Annotated in this window: 15 protein-coding genes; 12 read left to right on the top strand and 3 right to left on the bottom strand. The window is 72.0% G+C overall.

Annotated features, from left to right (window positions below; genetic code table 11):
* Positions 1 to 183 precede the first annotated feature (183 nt).
* From R4I43_RS08565 to R4I43_RS08600, 8 genes are read left to right on the top strand one after another with little or no spacing between them, the layout of a single operon-like run.
* Positions 184 to 1,350: a DegT/DnrJ/EryC1/StrS family aminotransferase gene (locus R4I43_RS08565; RefSeq protein WP_324265009.1), complete on the top strand. Its 1,167-nt coding sequence runs from the start codon at positions 184 to 186 to the stop codon at positions 1,348 to 1,350.
* A complete protein-coding gene (locus tag R4I43_RS08570; RefSeq protein ID WP_324265010.1) occupies positions 1,350 to 2,471 on the top strand; it encodes a DegT/DnrJ/EryC1/StrS family aminotransferase in 1,122 nt (373 codons plus the stop codon). Before R4I43_RS08565 ends, R4I43_RS08570 begins: the two co-directional genes overlap by 1 nt.
* A complete protein-coding gene (locus tag R4I43_RS08575; protein WP_324265011.1) occupies positions 2,461 to 3,384 on the top strand; it encodes a UbiA family prenyltransferase in 924 nt (307 codons plus the stop codon). Before R4I43_RS08570 ends, R4I43_RS08575 begins: the two co-directional genes overlap by 11 nt.
* On the top strand, positions 3,381 to 4,673 hold the full coding sequence (locus R4I43_RS08580) for a protoporphyrinogen/coproporphyrinogen oxidase (protein ID WP_324265012.1): 1,293 nt from the start codon (positions 3,381 to 3,383) through the stop codon (positions 4,671 to 4,673). The genes R4I43_RS08575 and R4I43_RS08580 overlap by 4 nt, the downstream gene beginning before the upstream one ends.
* A 15-nt stretch (positions 4,674 to 4,688) precedes the next feature.
* The gene (locus R4I43_RS08585) at positions 4,689 to 6,272 is read left to right on the top strand and encodes a class I adenylate-forming enzyme family protein (RefSeq protein ID WP_324265013.1); all 1,584 of its coding nucleotides are present in this window, start codon (positions 4,689 to 4,691) and stop codon (positions 6,270 to 6,272) included.
* Positions 6,269 to 7,045, top strand: a complete 777-nt coding sequence (locus tag R4I43_RS08590) for a class I SAM-dependent methyltransferase (RefSeq protein WP_324265035.1) — start codon at positions 6,269 to 6,271, stop codon at positions 7,043 to 7,045. Before R4I43_RS08585 ends, R4I43_RS08590 begins: the two co-directional genes overlap by 4 nt.
* Positions 7,042 to 8,535, top strand: coding sequence for a CoA transferase (locus tag R4I43_RS08595; protein ID WP_324265014.1), 1,494 nt, complete (start codon positions 7,042 to 7,044; stop codon positions 8,533 to 8,535). The genes R4I43_RS08590 and R4I43_RS08595 overlap by 4 nt, the downstream gene beginning before the upstream one ends.
* Positions 8,532 to 10,148, top strand: a complete 1,617-nt coding sequence (locus tag R4I43_RS08600; protein WP_324265015.1) for a class I adenylate-forming enzyme family protein — start codon at positions 8,532 to 8,534, stop codon at positions 10,146 to 10,148. Before R4I43_RS08595 ends, R4I43_RS08600 begins: the two co-directional genes overlap by 4 nt.
* Here the strand turns inward: R4I43_RS08600 and R4I43_RS08605 are convergent.
* On the bottom strand, positions 10,112 to 10,621 hold the full coding sequence (locus R4I43_RS08605) for an EF-hand domain-containing protein (RefSeq protein WP_324265016.1): 510 nt from the start codon (positions 10,619 to 10,621) through the stop codon (positions 10,112 to 10,114). The genes R4I43_RS08600 and R4I43_RS08605 overlap by 37 nt on opposite strands.
* 272 nt (positions 10,622 to 10,893) lie before the next feature.
* Between R4I43_RS08605 and R4I43_RS08610 the strand changes: the two genes are divergently transcribed.
* Complete coding sequence (locus R4I43_RS08610; protein WP_324265017.1) at positions 10,894 to 12,231, top strand: cytochrome P450; 1,338 nt, start codon at positions 10,894 to 10,896, stop codon at positions 12,229 to 12,231.
* Between the two features lie 102 nt (positions 12,232 to 12,333).
* On the opposite strand, the gene R4I43_RS08615 is transcribed toward R4I43_RS08610, so the two are convergent.
* Positions 12,334 to 13,011, bottom strand: coding sequence for a TetR/AcrR family transcriptional regulator (locus R4I43_RS08615; protein ID WP_324265018.1), 678 nt, complete (start codon positions 13,009 to 13,011; stop codon positions 12,334 to 12,336).
* Positions 13,012 to 13,134: 123 nt separating this feature from the next.
* Here R4I43_RS08615 and R4I43_RS08620 point away from each other — a divergent pair, with 123 nt between their 5' ends.
* From R4I43_RS08620 to R4I43_RS08630, 3 genes are all read left to right on the top strand, one after another.
* Complete coding sequence (locus R4I43_RS08620; RefSeq protein WP_324265019.1) at positions 13,135 to 14,268, top strand: acyl-CoA dehydrogenase family protein; 1,134 nt, start codon at positions 13,135 to 13,137, stop codon at positions 14,266 to 14,268.
* Positions 14,269 to 14,439: 171 nt separating this feature from the next.
* Positions 14,440 to 14,613, top strand: a complete 174-nt coding sequence (locus tag R4I43_RS08625) for a hypothetical protein (protein WP_324265020.1) — start codon at positions 14,440 to 14,442, stop codon at positions 14,611 to 14,613.
* A 188-nt stretch (positions 14,614 to 14,801) separates the two neighbouring features.
* Positions 14,802 to 15,575 carry an HpcH/HpaI aldolase family protein gene (locus tag R4I43_RS08630; protein WP_324265021.1) on the top strand — a complete coding sequence of 258 codons (774 nt, stop codon included), beginning with the start codon at positions 14,802 to 14,804 and terminating at the stop codon, positions 15,573 to 15,575.
* Positions 15,576 to 15,650: 75 nt separating this feature from the next.
* Here the strand turns inward: R4I43_RS08630 and R4I43_RS08635 are convergent.
* Positions 15,651 to 16,042, bottom strand: a 392-nt coding sequence (locus R4I43_RS08635; RefSeq protein ID WP_324265022.1) for an isocitrate/isopropylmalate family dehydrogenase, incomplete at its 5' end; no start/stop codon positions are given.

The following is a 16,042-nucleotide window of genomic DNA, read 5'->3' on the forward strand; positions in this document are numbered from 1 at the left end:
ATCCCGGCTCCGAGAGACTGTACAGATCATCTCGGAACTGGAAGTCGTTCTGCTGCTGGAAAAACGCCGTCTCACTGGAAGGAGTGAAGATGGCTCCTTCGCGCGTCGAATCAAGTCCGGACTCGTTAGGTTCGATCTAGGTCCGGCTGCGATCCCGAGCGCTCATCAGGGGGTTGGTGCAACGTGTCCCTCGGGACGGAATTCGTTGGGGGAACTGCGGAAGAACCGGTTCCTTTCTTCACCCAGGCGCGCACCTTCGAACGGCTCTGGCCGGAGATCAGCGCCCGCGTCGCCGACGTCTTCGACAACGGGAAGTTCTCCCACGGCAAGCAGGTCGGAGAGCTCGAAGCCGCGCTCGCGGAATATACCGGTGCGCGCCGGGTCGTCGGCGTCAACAGCGGAACCGACGCCTTGGTCTTGTTGTTGCGGGCGCTCGGCCTTCGCCCGGGTGACGAGGTGGTCGTCCCGGCCTACTCGTTCATCGCCACCGCCTCGGCCGTGGTCCTGGCCGGCGGCACGCCGGTGTTCGCCGACATCGACCGCGACACCTACGCGCTGGACCCGGCCGAGGTCGCCCGGGTGGCCACCGCGCGGAGCCGGTTCGTGATGCCCGCGCACCTGTTCTGCCGGATGGCCGACATGGGTGCGGTGAACGAGGTGGCGCGCGATCTCGAGCTGACCGCGGTCGAGGACAGCGCCGAGGCCATCGGGATGCGGCAGGGCGGTGTGCACGCGGGTCTGCACGGTGCCGGGGGCGTGCTCTCATTCTTCCCGGCCAAGACGCTCGGCGCGATCGGCGACGCCGGTGCGGTGCTCACCGACGACGAGCGGGTCGCCGACGTCGTCGCCGGGCTCCGCCACCACGGGCGCTTCGGCCGCACCCTGGACGACTTCCCGGCCATCTCCACCGAGACCGGGATGGCGGGCACCAACAGCAAGATGGACGACATCCAGGCCGCGGTCCTGCTGGCCAAGCTCGCGCACCTCGACGACGACATCGCCCGCCGGGCCGAGCTCGCCGAGCGCTACCGGCAGGGCCTCGAGGGCGTCGTGGGGATGCCCGAACCCGGGGACGCTCCGGTGTTCTACGTGCACCTGATCGAGGCCGAGCTGCGCGACGAGCTGGCCGCGCACCTCGCCGAGCGCGGCATCGGCACCGAGACCTACTACCCGCTGCCGCTGCACCTGCAGCCGTGCTTCGCCGCGCACGGGCACCGGCGGGGCGATTTCCCGCGCGCCGAAGCCGCTGCCGTCCGAGCGCTCGCCCTGCCGCTGCACCCGGACCTGGAGCCGGAGCAGGTGGACCGGGTGTGCGCGACGATCCGCGAGTTCTACGCCGGGAGGCCCTGATGGAGATCCCGTTCTTCCCGCCCGACCTCTTCGAGAACGACCGCAAGGTGATGCTCGACCTGATCCGCGAGATCGGCACCGCCCCGGAGCAGAAGTTCATCCTCGGCGAGCACACCCGGGCATTCGAAGACCTGCTGCGCGAGGAGCTCGGCGCGGCCGACGTGGTCGCCTGCGGCAGCGGCACGGCGGCGCTCGGCCTGGTGCTGCGCGCGATGGACGTCGGCTGCTGCGATGAGGTCGTGGTGCCCGCGTTCGGGTGCGCGCCGCTGGCCTCGGCGGTGCTGGAGGTCGGGGCGCAACCGGTGTTCGCCGACGTCGACCCCTGCACGATGGTCATCGACCCCGACGCCGTGGCGTCGCGTATCACCCACCGGACCAAGGCGATCATGCCCGCGCACGTGTTCTCGGTGATGGCCGACATGCCCCGGCTCGCCGACATCGCCGCCTCGCGCGGGGTCCGGCTGATCGAGGACTCCGCCGTCGCGCAGGGCGCGGTGCTGGAAGGCACTCCGGCCGGCCTGTGGGGCGAGGCGGGGGTCTACTCGTTCGTGCAGGTCAAGTCGTTCGGCATGCCCGGGGAGGGTGGCGCGGTGGTGACCCGCGACGCCGCGCTGGGGCAACGGGTGCGGATGTTGCGCAACCACGGGCAGCGCGAGCGGTTCGTGCACGAGGCGGTGGGTGTGAACAGCCGCTTCGACGAGATCCAGGCCGCCTTCCAGGCCTACCGCCACGCCGGCTTCGCCGAGCGCCTGCAGCGGCGGGCCCGCATCGCCGAGCACTACACCGAGCGGTTCAGCTCGCTGCCCGGCCTCGTCCCGCCGCCGGCGGGCCGCGACGGGCGGTGCTACTACGTCTACTGCGTGCAGTGCGACCGGCGGGACGAGCTGCGCGACTTCCTCGCCGAGCGGGGGATCGGCTCGCACGTGTACTACCCGCAGCCGCTGCCGGAGCAGCCGGCGTTCGCCCGGTGCGCGCCGGTGGGCGAGCGGTGGCCGAACGCCGAGCGCGCGTGCGCCCGGATCCTGGCGCTGCCGATCTACCCGCACCTCACCGACGCCGAGGTGGAGCGCGTCGCCGACGCCGTCCGCGAGTTCGCGGGAGGTGACCGGCATGTCCGCTGAGGTCGTCGGAACCGGTTCGGAGAGTCGGTTCCGCAGCTACCTGAGGCTCGGCAAGTTCGACGTCTACGACTACTACCTCGGCATCCTGATCGTCGCTTCGGCCGCTCCGCAGGAGCCCGCGACGCTGCTGCTGTTCCTGCTCGGTGAGGTCGCGGTGATCGTGGCCGGTGTCGCCTTCGACGACATCACCGGTTTCCGCGACGGCAGCGACCTGGTCAACTACGGCCCGGACGACCGGCTGCGCAAGAAGCTCCGCAAACCGCTGGTCGCCGGAACCCTGACCGAGGCCGAGGCCCTGCGCTTCGCCTGGGGTGCGGCGGTGCTCGGAGCGCTGCTGTGGGCGGCGGCGATCGCGACCGCGCCACATAGTCCGATGTGGACGGTGGTGTTGCTGGTCGTGGTGCTCGCGGCCGCGCTGCAGTACTCCTACGGGCTCAAGCTCAGCTATCGCGGGTTCCAGGAGGTGTTCCTCGTGGTGCTGGGCGCGACCCTGGTCCTCGCGCCGCACGGCCTGATCACCGGGCAGTTCTCGGGGTTCGTGCTGGTGCAGGCGGTGCTGTTCGGGATGGGACCGCTGATGTTCGGGGTGTACTCGAACACCAACGACGTCGACGGGGACCGGGCGGTCGGCCGGCCGACGGTCGCGGCGCTGACCTCGCGGCGGGGCAACGCGCGATTCGTCGGCGCGCTGTCCGCGGGTGAGTTCCTGCTGGCCGCGCTGGCGTCGCTGAGCGGGATCGCGCCGTGGTGGTTCGTGCTGCTGATGGCGCCGGTCGCGGTGCTGCGGGCGCAGCAGTTCCACCTGGGTTTCGCGGTCTGCGACATCATGCGCGCCCGCAAGCTCGGCTTCACCGCGCACCGCACCTGCGTGGCGCTGCTGGTGCTGGCGAACGTCCTGGTGGTCCTCGGATGAGCCCGGACGTGGACGTGGCCGTCGTGGGTGCCGGCATCGCCGGGCTCACCGCCGCGCGAGAGCTGCGCAACGCCGGTCTGGACGTGCGCGTCTTCGAAGCCGCCGACCGGGTCGGCGGACGCATGGCCACCGTTCGGACCGGCGGGTACACCATCGACACCGGCGCCGAGCAGATCTCCCCGCGCGGTTACCCCGCGACCTGGGACCTGTTGCGGCGACTGGACTTCCGCGTGGAGGACGTGTCGCCGCTCGGCGGTCCCGTCGCGATGTGGCGAGACGGGAAGGTGCGGCCCGGTTTCGGTTCCGCGCGCGGCCTGATCACCGGCGCGGGGCTGTCGGTGCGCGCACGTCTGGACCTGCTGCGGATGCGGACGCGGGTCGACCCGGATCGCCCCGAGGCGTCGGAGCTCGGCGGCGTCACCATCGCCGAGCTCGCCCGCGGACTCCACCCCGACGTGCACGACTACCTGCTCCAGCCCGCAGCGTCGTTCTGCCTGTGGGATCCGGAGCGGTCGTCGGCGGCGGTGCTGCTCGGCACGCACCAGGCCGTCGGGGACACCGCGACCTGGCGGACCTACCGCGACGGCATGGACGCGCCCTGCCTGCGCATGGCGAACGGGCTCGACGTGGTCACCGGGCAGCGGGTGACCGAGGTCGTCGGGGACGGTGCGGGAGCCCGGCTGCGCGTCGGCGGCGACGTGGTGACCGCGCGGCAGGTGCTGCTGTGCGTGCCCGCGCCCGTGGCCGCCGCGCTGCACGCCAACCCGCCTGCGGCGGAGGCGGAATTCCTCGCCCGGTGCACGTTCTCCTCGGCGATCAAGGTGTCGTTCCTGCTCGACGACCCGGTGGAACTGCCCGGCAAGCCCTACCTGCTGATCACCCCGCGCGCGCAGGAGGAACAGCTGGCGGGGATCCTCTTCGACCACCTGAAGACCCCGGGACGCGTCCCGGAGGGCAGGGGACTGGTGACCGCCGTCGTCAACGCCGACAGCACCCCGCGACTCCTCGACGCGGAAGACCAGGAGGTCGTCTCGCGGGTGACCAGGGCGGTGCAGCGCTACGTCCCGATCAGCGGGGAGGCGCGCGTGCACCGCCACCGGCACGCGCTGCCCGAATGCACCCCGGGAGCCCTCGCGGCCCTGCCGGGTTTCCGGGCGCGAGAGATCGGGCCGGTGGACTACGCCGGGGACTGGGTGGAGCTGCGCCCCTACAGCGAGGGCGCCGTCCGCACGGCCGCGCTGGCCGCGTCCCGCACGCTCAGCAGGCTCGGCTCGCCGATCCCGGCCTGACGGAAGGAGTTCGCGTTGCGACCGCACGACATGGGCGTGCTCTTCGACCGAGCCGCATCCCGGGGGCACCCGACCAGGGTGCACCTGGACCGGGCCTTCGACATCGCACCCGACGGCGGCACCAGCTACGACGTGCCCGCGCTCGCGGAACTCGTGCGCGCCGCCTCCGGCTGGTGGTGGGCCGCCGGTGCCCGCCCGGGCGGTCGGGTGGCGATCCTCAAGGACGACCACTGGGACGTCGACCTGCTCGCCTGCGCCGCCGTCCGCACCGGCGCGGTCCCGGCGAAGCTCTCGGCGCACCTGCCCGCCGAGACTGCGTCGACGCTGCTCAAGCGCCTCGAACCGGACGTCCTGGTGACCACGCCGGGCGTGCTCGCACGCGCGACCGACGAGGGCGTGGACCTGGCCGCGTTCGCCCGCGCGACGGTGAGCACTGGGCCCGCGCCGGGGGCGATAGCCCTCGACGACCTGCGCGGCAGCGCGGCGCCGGCCGCGCACCGGCGAGGTGACGACGAGCCGCTGGTGATCACCCACACCTCCGGCACCACCGGCGTGCCCAAGCTCGTCGTGCACTCCACCCGGACGATCATCGGCAACCTCGCCCGCTTCGAAGCGCTCCCGACCCCCGTCGTGGGCCTGCGGCGCGACGACGTCGTGGCCACCGCGAGCGCCTACGCCCACGGCCGCACCTTCTGCTGGACGGCCGTGGCCCTCAGCACCGCACCGGCTGAGATCGTCGTCCTGACCTCGCAGGAACCGAGCCAGGTGGATCCGCTGCTGCGGCGGCACCGCCCGACCGTGGTGGAAGGGCTGCCTTCGGCGTTCGTGCGGCTGAAACCGCTGACCAGGAGGCTGGCGAACCCGTTCGGACGGGTCCGCCTGTTCATCAGCACCTACGACGCCGTGCACCCGGCCACGCTGCGCGCCTACCTCAAGGCCAGCGAGCACGACAATCCACTGTGGATAGACGGGTGGGGCCAGACCGAGACCGGTCCGCTGACCTTCCGGCTGCACCACCGCGGGTCGGTGCGGCGACGCCGCGTCCAGGCCCACCCGGTGGGACGGCCCATGCCGGTGAAGACCCGGCTGAAAGTGGTGGATCCCGGCACCTTCCAGCCCGTCCGGCCCGGTGAACCGGGACTGGTGCTCGCCCGGACCCGGGCGCTGTGCCTGGACTACCTGGGCGAGTCCGAGCGCTTCGCGGCCAAGAAGTCCGGAAGCTGGTGGAACACCGGCGATCTCGGGATCCGCGGCCGGAACGGCAGCGTCCACCTCGTGGACCGCGAGGTCGACTGCGCGCCCGACACCAGCTGCCTGGCGACCGAGGACGCCCTCGAAGAGCGGCTCCCGCGGGCGCTGGAATGCGTGCTGCTCGCCCGCGCCGACCAGCCGCCGCTGCCGGTCGTGGTCACCGCCGACGGCGAGCTGTCCGCCCACGCCTGGCGGCACGCCGCCCACGGACTGCCTGCGATGGCCGAGCCGGTGGTGCTGACCTGGGACGACGTTCCGCGCACCGGAACCGGGAAGGTGCGCAGGCTCGAACTGCTGAACCGGCTCACCGGCAGCGCGAACACCTACGGAACCGGGCGGTGGACATGACCCAGACCTACGTCTTCAGCAACCACGACGCGCACAGCGCCGAACAGCACCGGTGCCTCGCAGCCGCCTACGACCGCATCACCACCGAGCGCCTGGCCGCCACCGGGGTCACCGACGGCTGGCACTGCCTGGAGGTCGGCGCCGGGCACGGCAGCGTCGCCCGCTGGCTGGTCGAGCGCGTGGCCCCCACCGGCAGCGTGCTGGCCACCGACATCGAGCCCGGCGGCATCAGCGCGCACCCGAACCTGACCGTCGCGGAGCACGACATCGCGAGCGACCCGTTGCCCACCGCGCGCTTCGACCTGATCGTCGCCCGCATGGTGCTGCAGCACGTCCCGCAGCGGAACGAGGCGGTGCGCAAGCTCGCCGACGCGCTGAAACCCGGTGGCTGGCTGCAGATCGACGAGCTGGACACCGCCTACGAGCCGGTGCTGCTGGCCGCGGACGCGGCGCTGTACGAGAAGTTCCTCGCCGCCAAGACCAGCCACATGCGTTCCCGCGGCGGTGATCCCGAGTGGGGTCGCGAGGTCGCGGGTGCGATGCGCGCCGTCGGACTCGTCGACGTCGACCCGCGTCCGCACATCGGTTCGCGGCACGCCGGTTCGCCCGAGCTGGCCCTGCAGTACAACCACACCTACCAGCTGCGGGACGGGCTGGTGGCGGCCGGGATGACCGATGCGGAGCTCACCAGGGTGCGCGAGGTGATGCGCGACCCGGACTTCCGCGCCTCGTCGAGCGTGCTGCACTCGGTGCAGGGCAGGAAGCGCTCGTGATCGCCGAGCGCGTGGCCGCCGGGTTGCTCCGCGAGTTCGGCGAGGCCCCGGCCGTCTGGTGCGACGTCGACTGGTCGGGACCGGTGGAGGTGGCGCTGCGCGACGAGTCCGCGGTGCAGGCGGCCTGCGGGATCATGCACGTCCACGGCCGCGCCTCCGGCGGACCGCGACGGCTCGGCGTCGACTACGCCTCCGCGGTCGCCGGAGTCCTCGCCGCGCAGGGGGTGCTGACGGCCGAGCTGGCGCGGGTGCGCGGCGCGCGGATCGAATCGGTGCGCACCTCGGTCGCCCAGGCGGCCCTGCTGTCGATCGGCCAGCACCTCGCGGTCGCCACCGCCGACGACGACCCGGCGCAGCGCTGGGAATCCGGCCCGCGACCACCGTTCCGGTCGCGCGAAGGCATCCGGTTCGAGGTCGAATCCCTGCACCCCGAAGGCTGGCGGCGCTTCTGGAGCGATCTCGGCGCGAACGCCGCCGACGTCGCGGCGGGCTGGTGGCCGTTCCAGCAGCGCTTCGCCACCGCCTCCTGCGCGCTGCCCGCTTCGCTGTTCGCGTGCGCGCGCCGGTTCCCGCTCCGGGACCTGCTGCGCTTCGGCGAGCAGGCCGGGGTGAGCGTGCTGCCGGTCCGCGACGAGCCGGACCAGCCGACCACCGTTGCGGCCTGCACCTTCCGCGACCTCCCCGGAACCGCTCGAGCGCGTCCCTGGCCCGGCGGCGAGCCGCTGGCGGGGATCGTCGTCGTCGAGTCGACCAGCCGGATCCAGGGACCGTTGGCCGGGCACGTGCTGCGCATGCTGGGGGCCGAGGTCATCCGCGTCGAACCACCGGGCGGTGACCCGATGCGCGGCGTCCCACCGATCTCGGGAGGCTGCTCGGCCCGGTTCCGGGCGCTCAACGACGGCAAGCGCACCACCGAGATCGACCTGAAGAGCCCGTCCGGGCAGGCGGAGCTGCGCGAACTCGTCGCCGGTGCGGACGTGTTCACGCACAACTGGGCGCCGGGCCGCGCCGAGCGCTGCGGCCTCGACGCCGACGAGCTCGCCCGCGTCAGGCCGGGGCTGGTGTTCGCCTGGTCGTCGGGCTGGTCGCCGTTGCCGTGGCCGGATCCGCCGCTGGGGACCGACTTCCTGGTCCAGGCGCACAGCGGGCTTGCGGCGGCGGTCGACCCGCACCGCGCGCCGTCGCTGATGACGCTCACCGACGTCATGGGCGGACTCGTCTGCGCGGCAGGTGTTCTCGGAGCCCTGCTGCGGCGGGAGCGCACCGGGCTGGGTGCCCGCGTGGACAGCTCCCTGTACTCGGCGGCGGGCGTGATCCCCCGGACCTCGACCGGTCAGAGCCGGTTCGTGCTGCGCGACGACCGGCCGGTGCTGCCCGACGGCACACCGGTGTGCACCGACCTGCGGGAACTGGCCAGCGACCCGCGGTTCAAGCGAGCCCTCCACCACAGCACGCACGTCTCACCACAGCCTCCTTGGGAGTTCGCATGACCTGGACGTCCCGCAACGGCGTCGAGATCCGCGACCTGGTGCCCGCCGAACTGCGCCGCCACTGGGTGGAGCAGGGCGTGTGCCCGGACCGGGCGGTCTACGCCCAGTTCACCGACCGGGTGCGCGCGCACCCGCACCGCGAGGCCGTCATCGACGGCGAGGTGGTGCTGGACTACCGGGGACTCGACGACGAGGTGCGGCGCGTGGCCGCCGCGTTGAGCGCGGAGGGCTTCGGCGCGGGTGACATCATCGGCATCCGGATGCCCAACGGCTGGCGGACGGTCGTCGCCGAGCTCGCTCTCGCCGCCATCGGCGCCGTCACCCTGCCCTGCCCCGATGGGCGCGGCACCAAGGACCTGCGCAGCCTGCTGAGCAGATCCCGCGCAGCCGCAGCGGTTTTCGCCGATCCGGCCGACGTCGAGGTCGTGGCCGGGCTGCCCGAACTGCGCTCGTTCTTCTTCGACGACCTCGACAGCGGAGCCGACTGGCACCCGCCGGAGCTCGACCCCGAAGCGCCGGTGCGCATCCTGGTCACCTCGGGTTCCCAGTTGGAGCCGAAGATGATCGCCTACTCGCACAACGCCATGACCGGCGGACGCGCCAACTACGTCCGCGAGCTGAGCTGCGGCGAGGATCCGATGCGGGCGTTGGTGCTGATGAAGCTCTCGTCGTCCTACGGCTCGCTCGTCACGCACGTGGGCATCGCCGCGCTCGGGGCGACCGCCGTCCTGCAGCGCGGCTTCGACGCGGGTGAGGTGCTCCGCGCGATCACCCGGCACCGGCCCACCCACCTGTTCGGGGTGCCCACGATGCTGCGGCGGCTGTCCGAGCACCCAGGTGAGGCGGGCGAGGACCTGTCGAGCCTGCGCGGGGTGGTCTCCAGCGCCGCGCCGCTGTCGGACGTCACGGCGCGTGCCTGCACCCGCCGGTTCGGCACCCGCGTCATCACCGTCTACGGCTCCTCCGACGGCGTCAACTGCCACACCGCGCGCACCGGCACCGGCAACGGATCGGGTGCTGGGCTCCCTGATCCGGCCGTCGCCGAGATCCGCGTCGTCGACGAGCTCGGCCGAGACGCCGGGCCGGGCGAACCCGGGGAGATCTGGGCGCGCGGACCGATGACGCCGCTGTGCCACGTCGCGGCCCCCGAACTCGACGCGCGCCGCCGCACCCGGGGCGGGTGGGTGCGCAGCGGGGACCGGGGAGTGCTGGACGAGCTCGGCCGGCTGCACGTGCTCGGCAGGTTGGAGCAGGTCGTGCTCCGCGGCGGCCTCAACATCAGCCCGGCCGAGGTGGAGCGGGAGATCGTCGCGCATCCGGCCGTGGTGGACGTGGCGTGCGTGCCCGTTCCGGATGACGAGCTGGGGGAGCGGCTGTGCGCCTGCATCAGCCAGGCGTCCGGGAGCGACGAGCTGTCGCTGGCGGAGGTCGTGGAGTTCCTGGAGGCGGACCGGGGGGTGGAGCGGAGCAAGCTCCCGGAGTACCTGCTGCGAATGCCGGAGCTGCCGCTGGCGCCGACGGGGAAGGTGTGCCGGCGCACCGTCACCGCGCTCGCCGCGGAGCACTTCGCGGCAGGTCAGCCCGCGATGAGCTCGACCTCCAGCCGGCCGTAGTGGTAGTCGCGGATCGCCGCGAGGAGTTCGTCCTGGCACAGCGCTTCCGCGCCGTCGGGGGCGATGTGCTCGAAGGCCTCGTCGGCTGCGGTGTCGTCGAGGCCGAGCGCGGTCAGCCACCGGACGAACTCCTCGCGGTCGACCCGCCCGTCGCCGTCCCGGTCGCACACCCCGATCACGCCGGCCACGACGGGGCGCAGCGCCCGGTTGAACGCGGCCTCGCCCTGCTCGAAGATCAGGTCCTCGGACACCTTCACGAACTGCACCTCGCTGATGGCCCCGGCGGGCGACACCCCGGCGTGATCGGCGCAGAGCTCGAAGAGCCCCCGCAGCGCGGCGCGGAGCCGCATCGCCGCCGGGGTTTCCGCGCCCACACCGAAGGCCTCGGCGATCCGCAGCGCCTCGCGCTCGAAGTCGCCCCGGATCAGCCCCCCGGTCCGGTCGCGATCCCACCGGTCGAAGCGAGTCTTCATCCGCCCCTGAGCAACGCAGCGATCCACCCAGCACCATCCACACTAGACGATGAAACACAGTGCAGTGGAACGAGAATAACCTGAATTGCGAGTAGGCGCCGGACGGTCGTCGCACCTTCCGCGCCGGGGCGGGTGCGTTCGAGAGACGCCCTGCTCGGAGAGGTGGTCTTTCGCCCGCACGACCGGTCGCTGGGCGGAACGGGTGGCGAGGCTTGACACCCGCCCCCGGCCCGCGCTGCGCTGGGTGCGAAACCCCCTGGGGGAGGTGGGTGATGCACTGCCCGTTCGCGATCGATCCGCTCGTGCGCGACATCGACGGCGAGACCAGCGCGCTGCGCGCGGCCGGACGGCTGGCGCGCGTCGACCTGCTCGGCGTCCCGGTGTGGGCCGTGACCGGGCAGGGCGAGGCGCGACGTCTGCTCAACGATCCGCGCCTGGTCAAGGACATCGGCCGGTGGCGAGAGTGGCGGTCAGGCGCGGTCACGCGCGAGTGGCCGCTGATCGGCATGGTCGACCCCGGCCGCTCGATGTTCACAGTGGACGGACCGGAGCACCGCAGGCTGCGGTCGAAGACGGCCCAGGCGATCACGCCGCGCAGGCTCGCACGGCTCCGCCCGGTGATCGAGGACGTCACCGCTCGGCTGCTGGACGGCTTGCGCGCGGACGGTCCGGTCGACCTCAAGGCTTGCTTCGCGGCGCCGCTGCCGATGACCGTGGTGAGCGTCCTGATGGGCGTGGACGAGGAGTTGCGCCCGCGCCAGCACGAGCTCTGGTCGGCGTTCTTCTCCCTGCGCACGCCGCAGGACGAGCGGCTGTCGGTGATCGCGGAGCTCAACGCCGTGTTCACCGGCATGGTGCGCGCCCGCTCGACCGAGCCGGCCGACGACCTGACCAGCGCGCTCATGCGCGCCGACGAAGGCGAACCGCTCAGCGAGGAGGAGGTCGTCGGCATCCTGACCGCGATGGTCGCCGCCGGTCACGAGACCACGGTCAGCCTGATCGTCAACGCGGTGCGGGCACTGCTGGCGAATCCGGGTCTGCTGAGCCAGGTCCTGGCCGGTGATCTCACCTGGAACGCGGTCATCGACGAGACGTTGCGTTGGGATCCGCCGGTGACCCACCTGCTGATGCGCTTCGCCACCGAGGACGTCGCGGTCGGCGAGCGCACCATCGGCGAGGGGGAGGGCGTGGTGATGTCCTACCGGGCGATCGGTCGCGACCGCCGCGAGCACGGTCCCGACGCCGCCCCGCCCGCCCGACTCGTGCCAAGCACACGACCTTCGGCCACGGCCCCCACATCTGCCCCGGAGCCGCGCTGGCGAGGCTGGAAGCCTCCACCGCCTTCCCGCCCTCTTCGGCCGGTTCCCGCACCTGCGCCTCGCGGTCGCCGACACCGAGCTCCGCCACCGCCCGGTCCTCACGCAGAACGACCTCGAATCCCTCCCGGTCCTCCTCACCCCGGCCGGGTAGCCCTCACGTGGCGCGGCACCCGGACAGGCCACGACTCCAGTCCGCGTGACGCGATTTCAATGGAAGTCGGGTCTCTGATTTCCATTGAAATCCGACACCCGAGTTCCATTGAAATCGCAAAGACCACTCGATCAGGGTGAATCTCCTCCCCCGTGCCCTAACTCCAGGACGCCGCTCGCCTCACCCCGTGCGAGCCGCCGACCCGTGATCCGCGCAGCTCCTCCAGGGGGAGCGCGTGGTGGTCATGGGTTCGGGCGGAAGATCTGGTCGTCGGGGATGTCGATGCCGAGTTGGGCGAGGAGTTCGATGAGGACCACGGCGATCTGGCGGGAGACCCGGTCGGCGAGCTGGTCCTCGGTCTCGTCGTGGTGGTCGAGCCACCAGATGATGCTGGCGTCGACCATGCCCATCAGACCGGCGAGGACGCCGTCCGGCGGGGACGCGGGCAGTTCGGCGGCGTGCAGGTAGGCGCGCATCGCCTCGACGATCTCGTTGAGGAAGCGGGTGCGGCCCATGCGCGCGCGGTGCAGCGCCTTGGTCTGCTGCTGGGCGGCGATGAACCGGTAGAGGTTCGGGTGCTCGGAGGCCCAGGCGATGCTGGCCGCGACGATCCCGCGGATCACCTCGAACGGCGTTCCGGCGCGGGTGAGGTGGGGCCGGACGCGGCGGATGAGCTCGGTGGCGGCGAAGCGGGTGACCTCGGCGTCGAGCTGGTCCTTGCTCGCGAAGTGCCGGTAGACGTTGGGGCGGGGCAGTCCTGCGCGGTCGGCGATCTGCGCCATCCCGGCCTGCGGTCCGATCTCGTCGATCGCCTCGACGGCGGCGGAGACGATCTGCGCGCGCCGCGAGTCGCTGTCGAGGGCTTGCTTCACCGACCTGCGTCGGACCGTGGAGTCCACCCAGCGCGCCACATTCACCACGGCCGACACCGTACCTGCTGATACACCTTGTACCCAGCTCCCGCCGCGTGCTACAACCTGTATCCAGTACTCCGTCGTTCCGTAACGGAAGGATCCGCTGTGCCCTCTCGCCGCTCTCCCTGGATGACCGAGGAGCTCGACGACCTGCGCGGTCTCGCGCGCGCCTTCGCCGAGAAGGAGATCAAGCCGAACGTCGAGCGGTTCATCGCCAACAAGCAGGTCGACCGCGAGCTGTGGACCAAGGCCGGCGAGATCGGCCTGCTGTGCCTGTCCATCCCGGAGGAGTACGGCGGCAGCGGCGGGACCTTCGCGCACGAGGCCGTGCTGATCGAGGAGCAGGGCCGCGTCGGCGACAGCTCCTGGGGCGCGTCCCTGCACAGCGGCATCGTCGCCCACTACCTGCTGGCCTACGGCACCGAGGCGCAGAAGCGGGAATGGCTGCCGAAGCTGGCCAGCGGCGAGTCCGTGGCCGCCATCGCGATGACCGAGCCGGGAACGGGTTCGGACCTGCAGGGCATCGCCACCAAGGCGATCCGCGACGGCGACGAGTACGTGGTCAACGGGGCCAAGACCTTCATCACCAACGGCTACCAGGCCGACGTCGTGCTCGTGGCCGCCAAGACGGACCCGGAGGAGGCCGCCTCCGGGATCTCGCTGGTCATCGTGCCGACCGACACCTCCGGCTTCAAGCGCGGCCGGGTGCTGGACAAGATCGGCATGAAGGGTCAGGACACCTGCGAGCTGTTCTTCGACGACTGCCGGGTCCCCGCCTCGAACCTGCTCGGCGAGAAGGAGGGCGAGGGCTTCATCCAGCTGATGACGCAGCTGCCCCAGGAACGGCTCATCGTCGGCGTCGCCTGCGTCGCGGCGATGGAGTTCGTGCTGGAGGAGACCCTGCAGTACGTCCACTCCCGCGAGGCCTTCGGGCGCCCGATCTTCAAGTTCCAGAACACCAAGTTCGAGCTGGCCGAGATCGCCACCGAGGCGCGCGTGGCGCGGTCGTTCCTGGACGAGTGCATCGAGCTCCACGTCAAGGGCGAGCTCGACATCCCGACCGCGGCGATGGTCAAGTACTGGTGCTCGGAGCGCGCGATGAAGGTCGCCGACCAGTGCCTGCAGCTGTTCGGCGGCTACGGCTACATGGAGGAGTACCCGGTGGCCCGGGTGTTCACCGACATGCGCGTGCAGCAGATCTACGCGGGGACCACCGAGATCATGAAGGAGATCATCAGCCGGTCGCTGCCGACGCCCAGCTGACGCCTCTCGCACCGGTCCGGCCGCCCCGTTGCTCGGCCGCGGCCGGATCGGCGTTTTCGCGCCAAGTGCCCGAAGTCACCCACCGTGAGGTGTGGACGGTGGCTCCCCTGATCGTTAGTTTGGTGGCCGCCGACCGCAGTTAACGCCGCCGTTACGGGGAGGGATCGGGCGATGGCGCCTCTTGACCTGCTGTGCGCAGTGCTGATCCCGCTCGCTCTGATGGTCGGCACGGCGGCCGTGATGGCCGGCCGGAAGGTCGTGGCGCAGCGGCTCGCGGTCGCCTCGGGTGCACTCGCTGTAGTGGGCCTGGCGCTCGTCTCGGTCATCTCCCTCCTCGGGCTGTGATCCCCCCGCGCGGACCTGACGCGGACGTGGGCAGTTCTGGTTCGCACTGGCCGAATCCCTGGCGAACGCCCCCGGCCGGGTTGCGGTGCCGCGCGCGGGTTTGGAACGCGGTGTGCGGATCGGTAGGAACAGGAGCGAGCGCGATGCCGCGTCTCGCCCGTGATTCACCACCGCCAGGAGGAACCGCTGTGTCCGCAGCCGAATTCGCGCGCAAGCTGCGCGCTCGGGACAAGCTCGTCGGGTACTGGATCGCGCTGGACGCCCCGGCGGCCACCGAGAGGATCGCGCGGGTGGGCTACGACTACCTGGTCGTGGACGTCCAGCACGGGCTGATCGGCTACTCCGGCATGCTCAACGCGATGCTGGCCATCGACGCCGCAGGCGGCGCGAAGGGCCTGGTCCGCGTCGGGCGCAACGAGCCCGCCGAGATCGGACGCGCCCTCGACGCGGGGGCCGCGGGCGTCATCGTCCCGCTGGTGGACACGCCCGAGGACGCCGCGGCAGCGGTCGAGGCCACCCGCTACCCGCCGCGCGGGCGCCGCTCCTACGGCCCGATGCGATCGGGCCTGCGCGTCGGTCCACGACCGGCCGAGGCGGATGAGTCGACGCTGGTGATCGCGATGATCGAGACCCCGCAGGGCCTGGCCAACGTCCGCGAGATCTGCGCGACCGACGGGCTCGACGGCGTCTACGTCGGCCCCGCGGACCTGTGCCTGGCCGTCGGCGGTTCCCACCCGGGAGACCCCGAGGTGGCCGAGGAGTTCGAGGCCGCCGTGGAGCAGGTCCAGCGGGCCGCGGCGGAAGCCGGCATCGCCGCCGGGTTCCACGTCTCCGACGGCAGCGCCGCCGGACCCAGGCTGGCGCAGGGCTACACCTTCGCCAGCGTCTCGTGCGACCTCGTCCACCTGGAGGCCGCCGCAGCGGGCCACCTGAGTGCGGCCACGGGCTCGCTCAGCGGGTGAGAACGGCGGTGCTCCCGGGCGCGGGCCCGGGAGCACCCGGACCGCACCGCCAAGCAGAGCAATGCGTGAACAGCCCTAGAGGTTGGCGAGGACGGATTCGACGATCTGGTCGGTCGTGGCGGTGCCGCCGACGTCGGGGGTGAGCAGCCCGCTGCCGGTGGTGGCCTCGATGGCCTTCCGGACCCGGCTCGCTTCCTCGGCCAGGCCGAAGTGCTCCAGCATGAGCGCGGCGCTGCCGATCGCGCCGATCGGGTTGGCCAGGCCCTGGCCGGCGATGTCGGGGGCCGATCCGTGGACCGGCTCGAACATCGACGGGAACCGGCGGTCGGGGTTGAGGTTGGCGCTGGCCGCCAGGCCGAGGCTGCCGGCCAGGGCGGAGCCGAGGTCGGAGAGGATGTCGGCGTTGAGGTTGGAGGCCACCACCACCGACAGGTCCTCGGGGTGCAGGACGAACTTCGCCGACATCG

Origin of the sequence: Saccharopolyspora mangrovi (assembly GCF_035320975.1) — a bacterium.
GTDB classification, from domain to species: Bacteria; Actinomycetota; Actinomycetes; order Mycobacteriales; family Pseudonocardiaceae; genus Saccharopolyspora; species Saccharopolyspora mangrovi.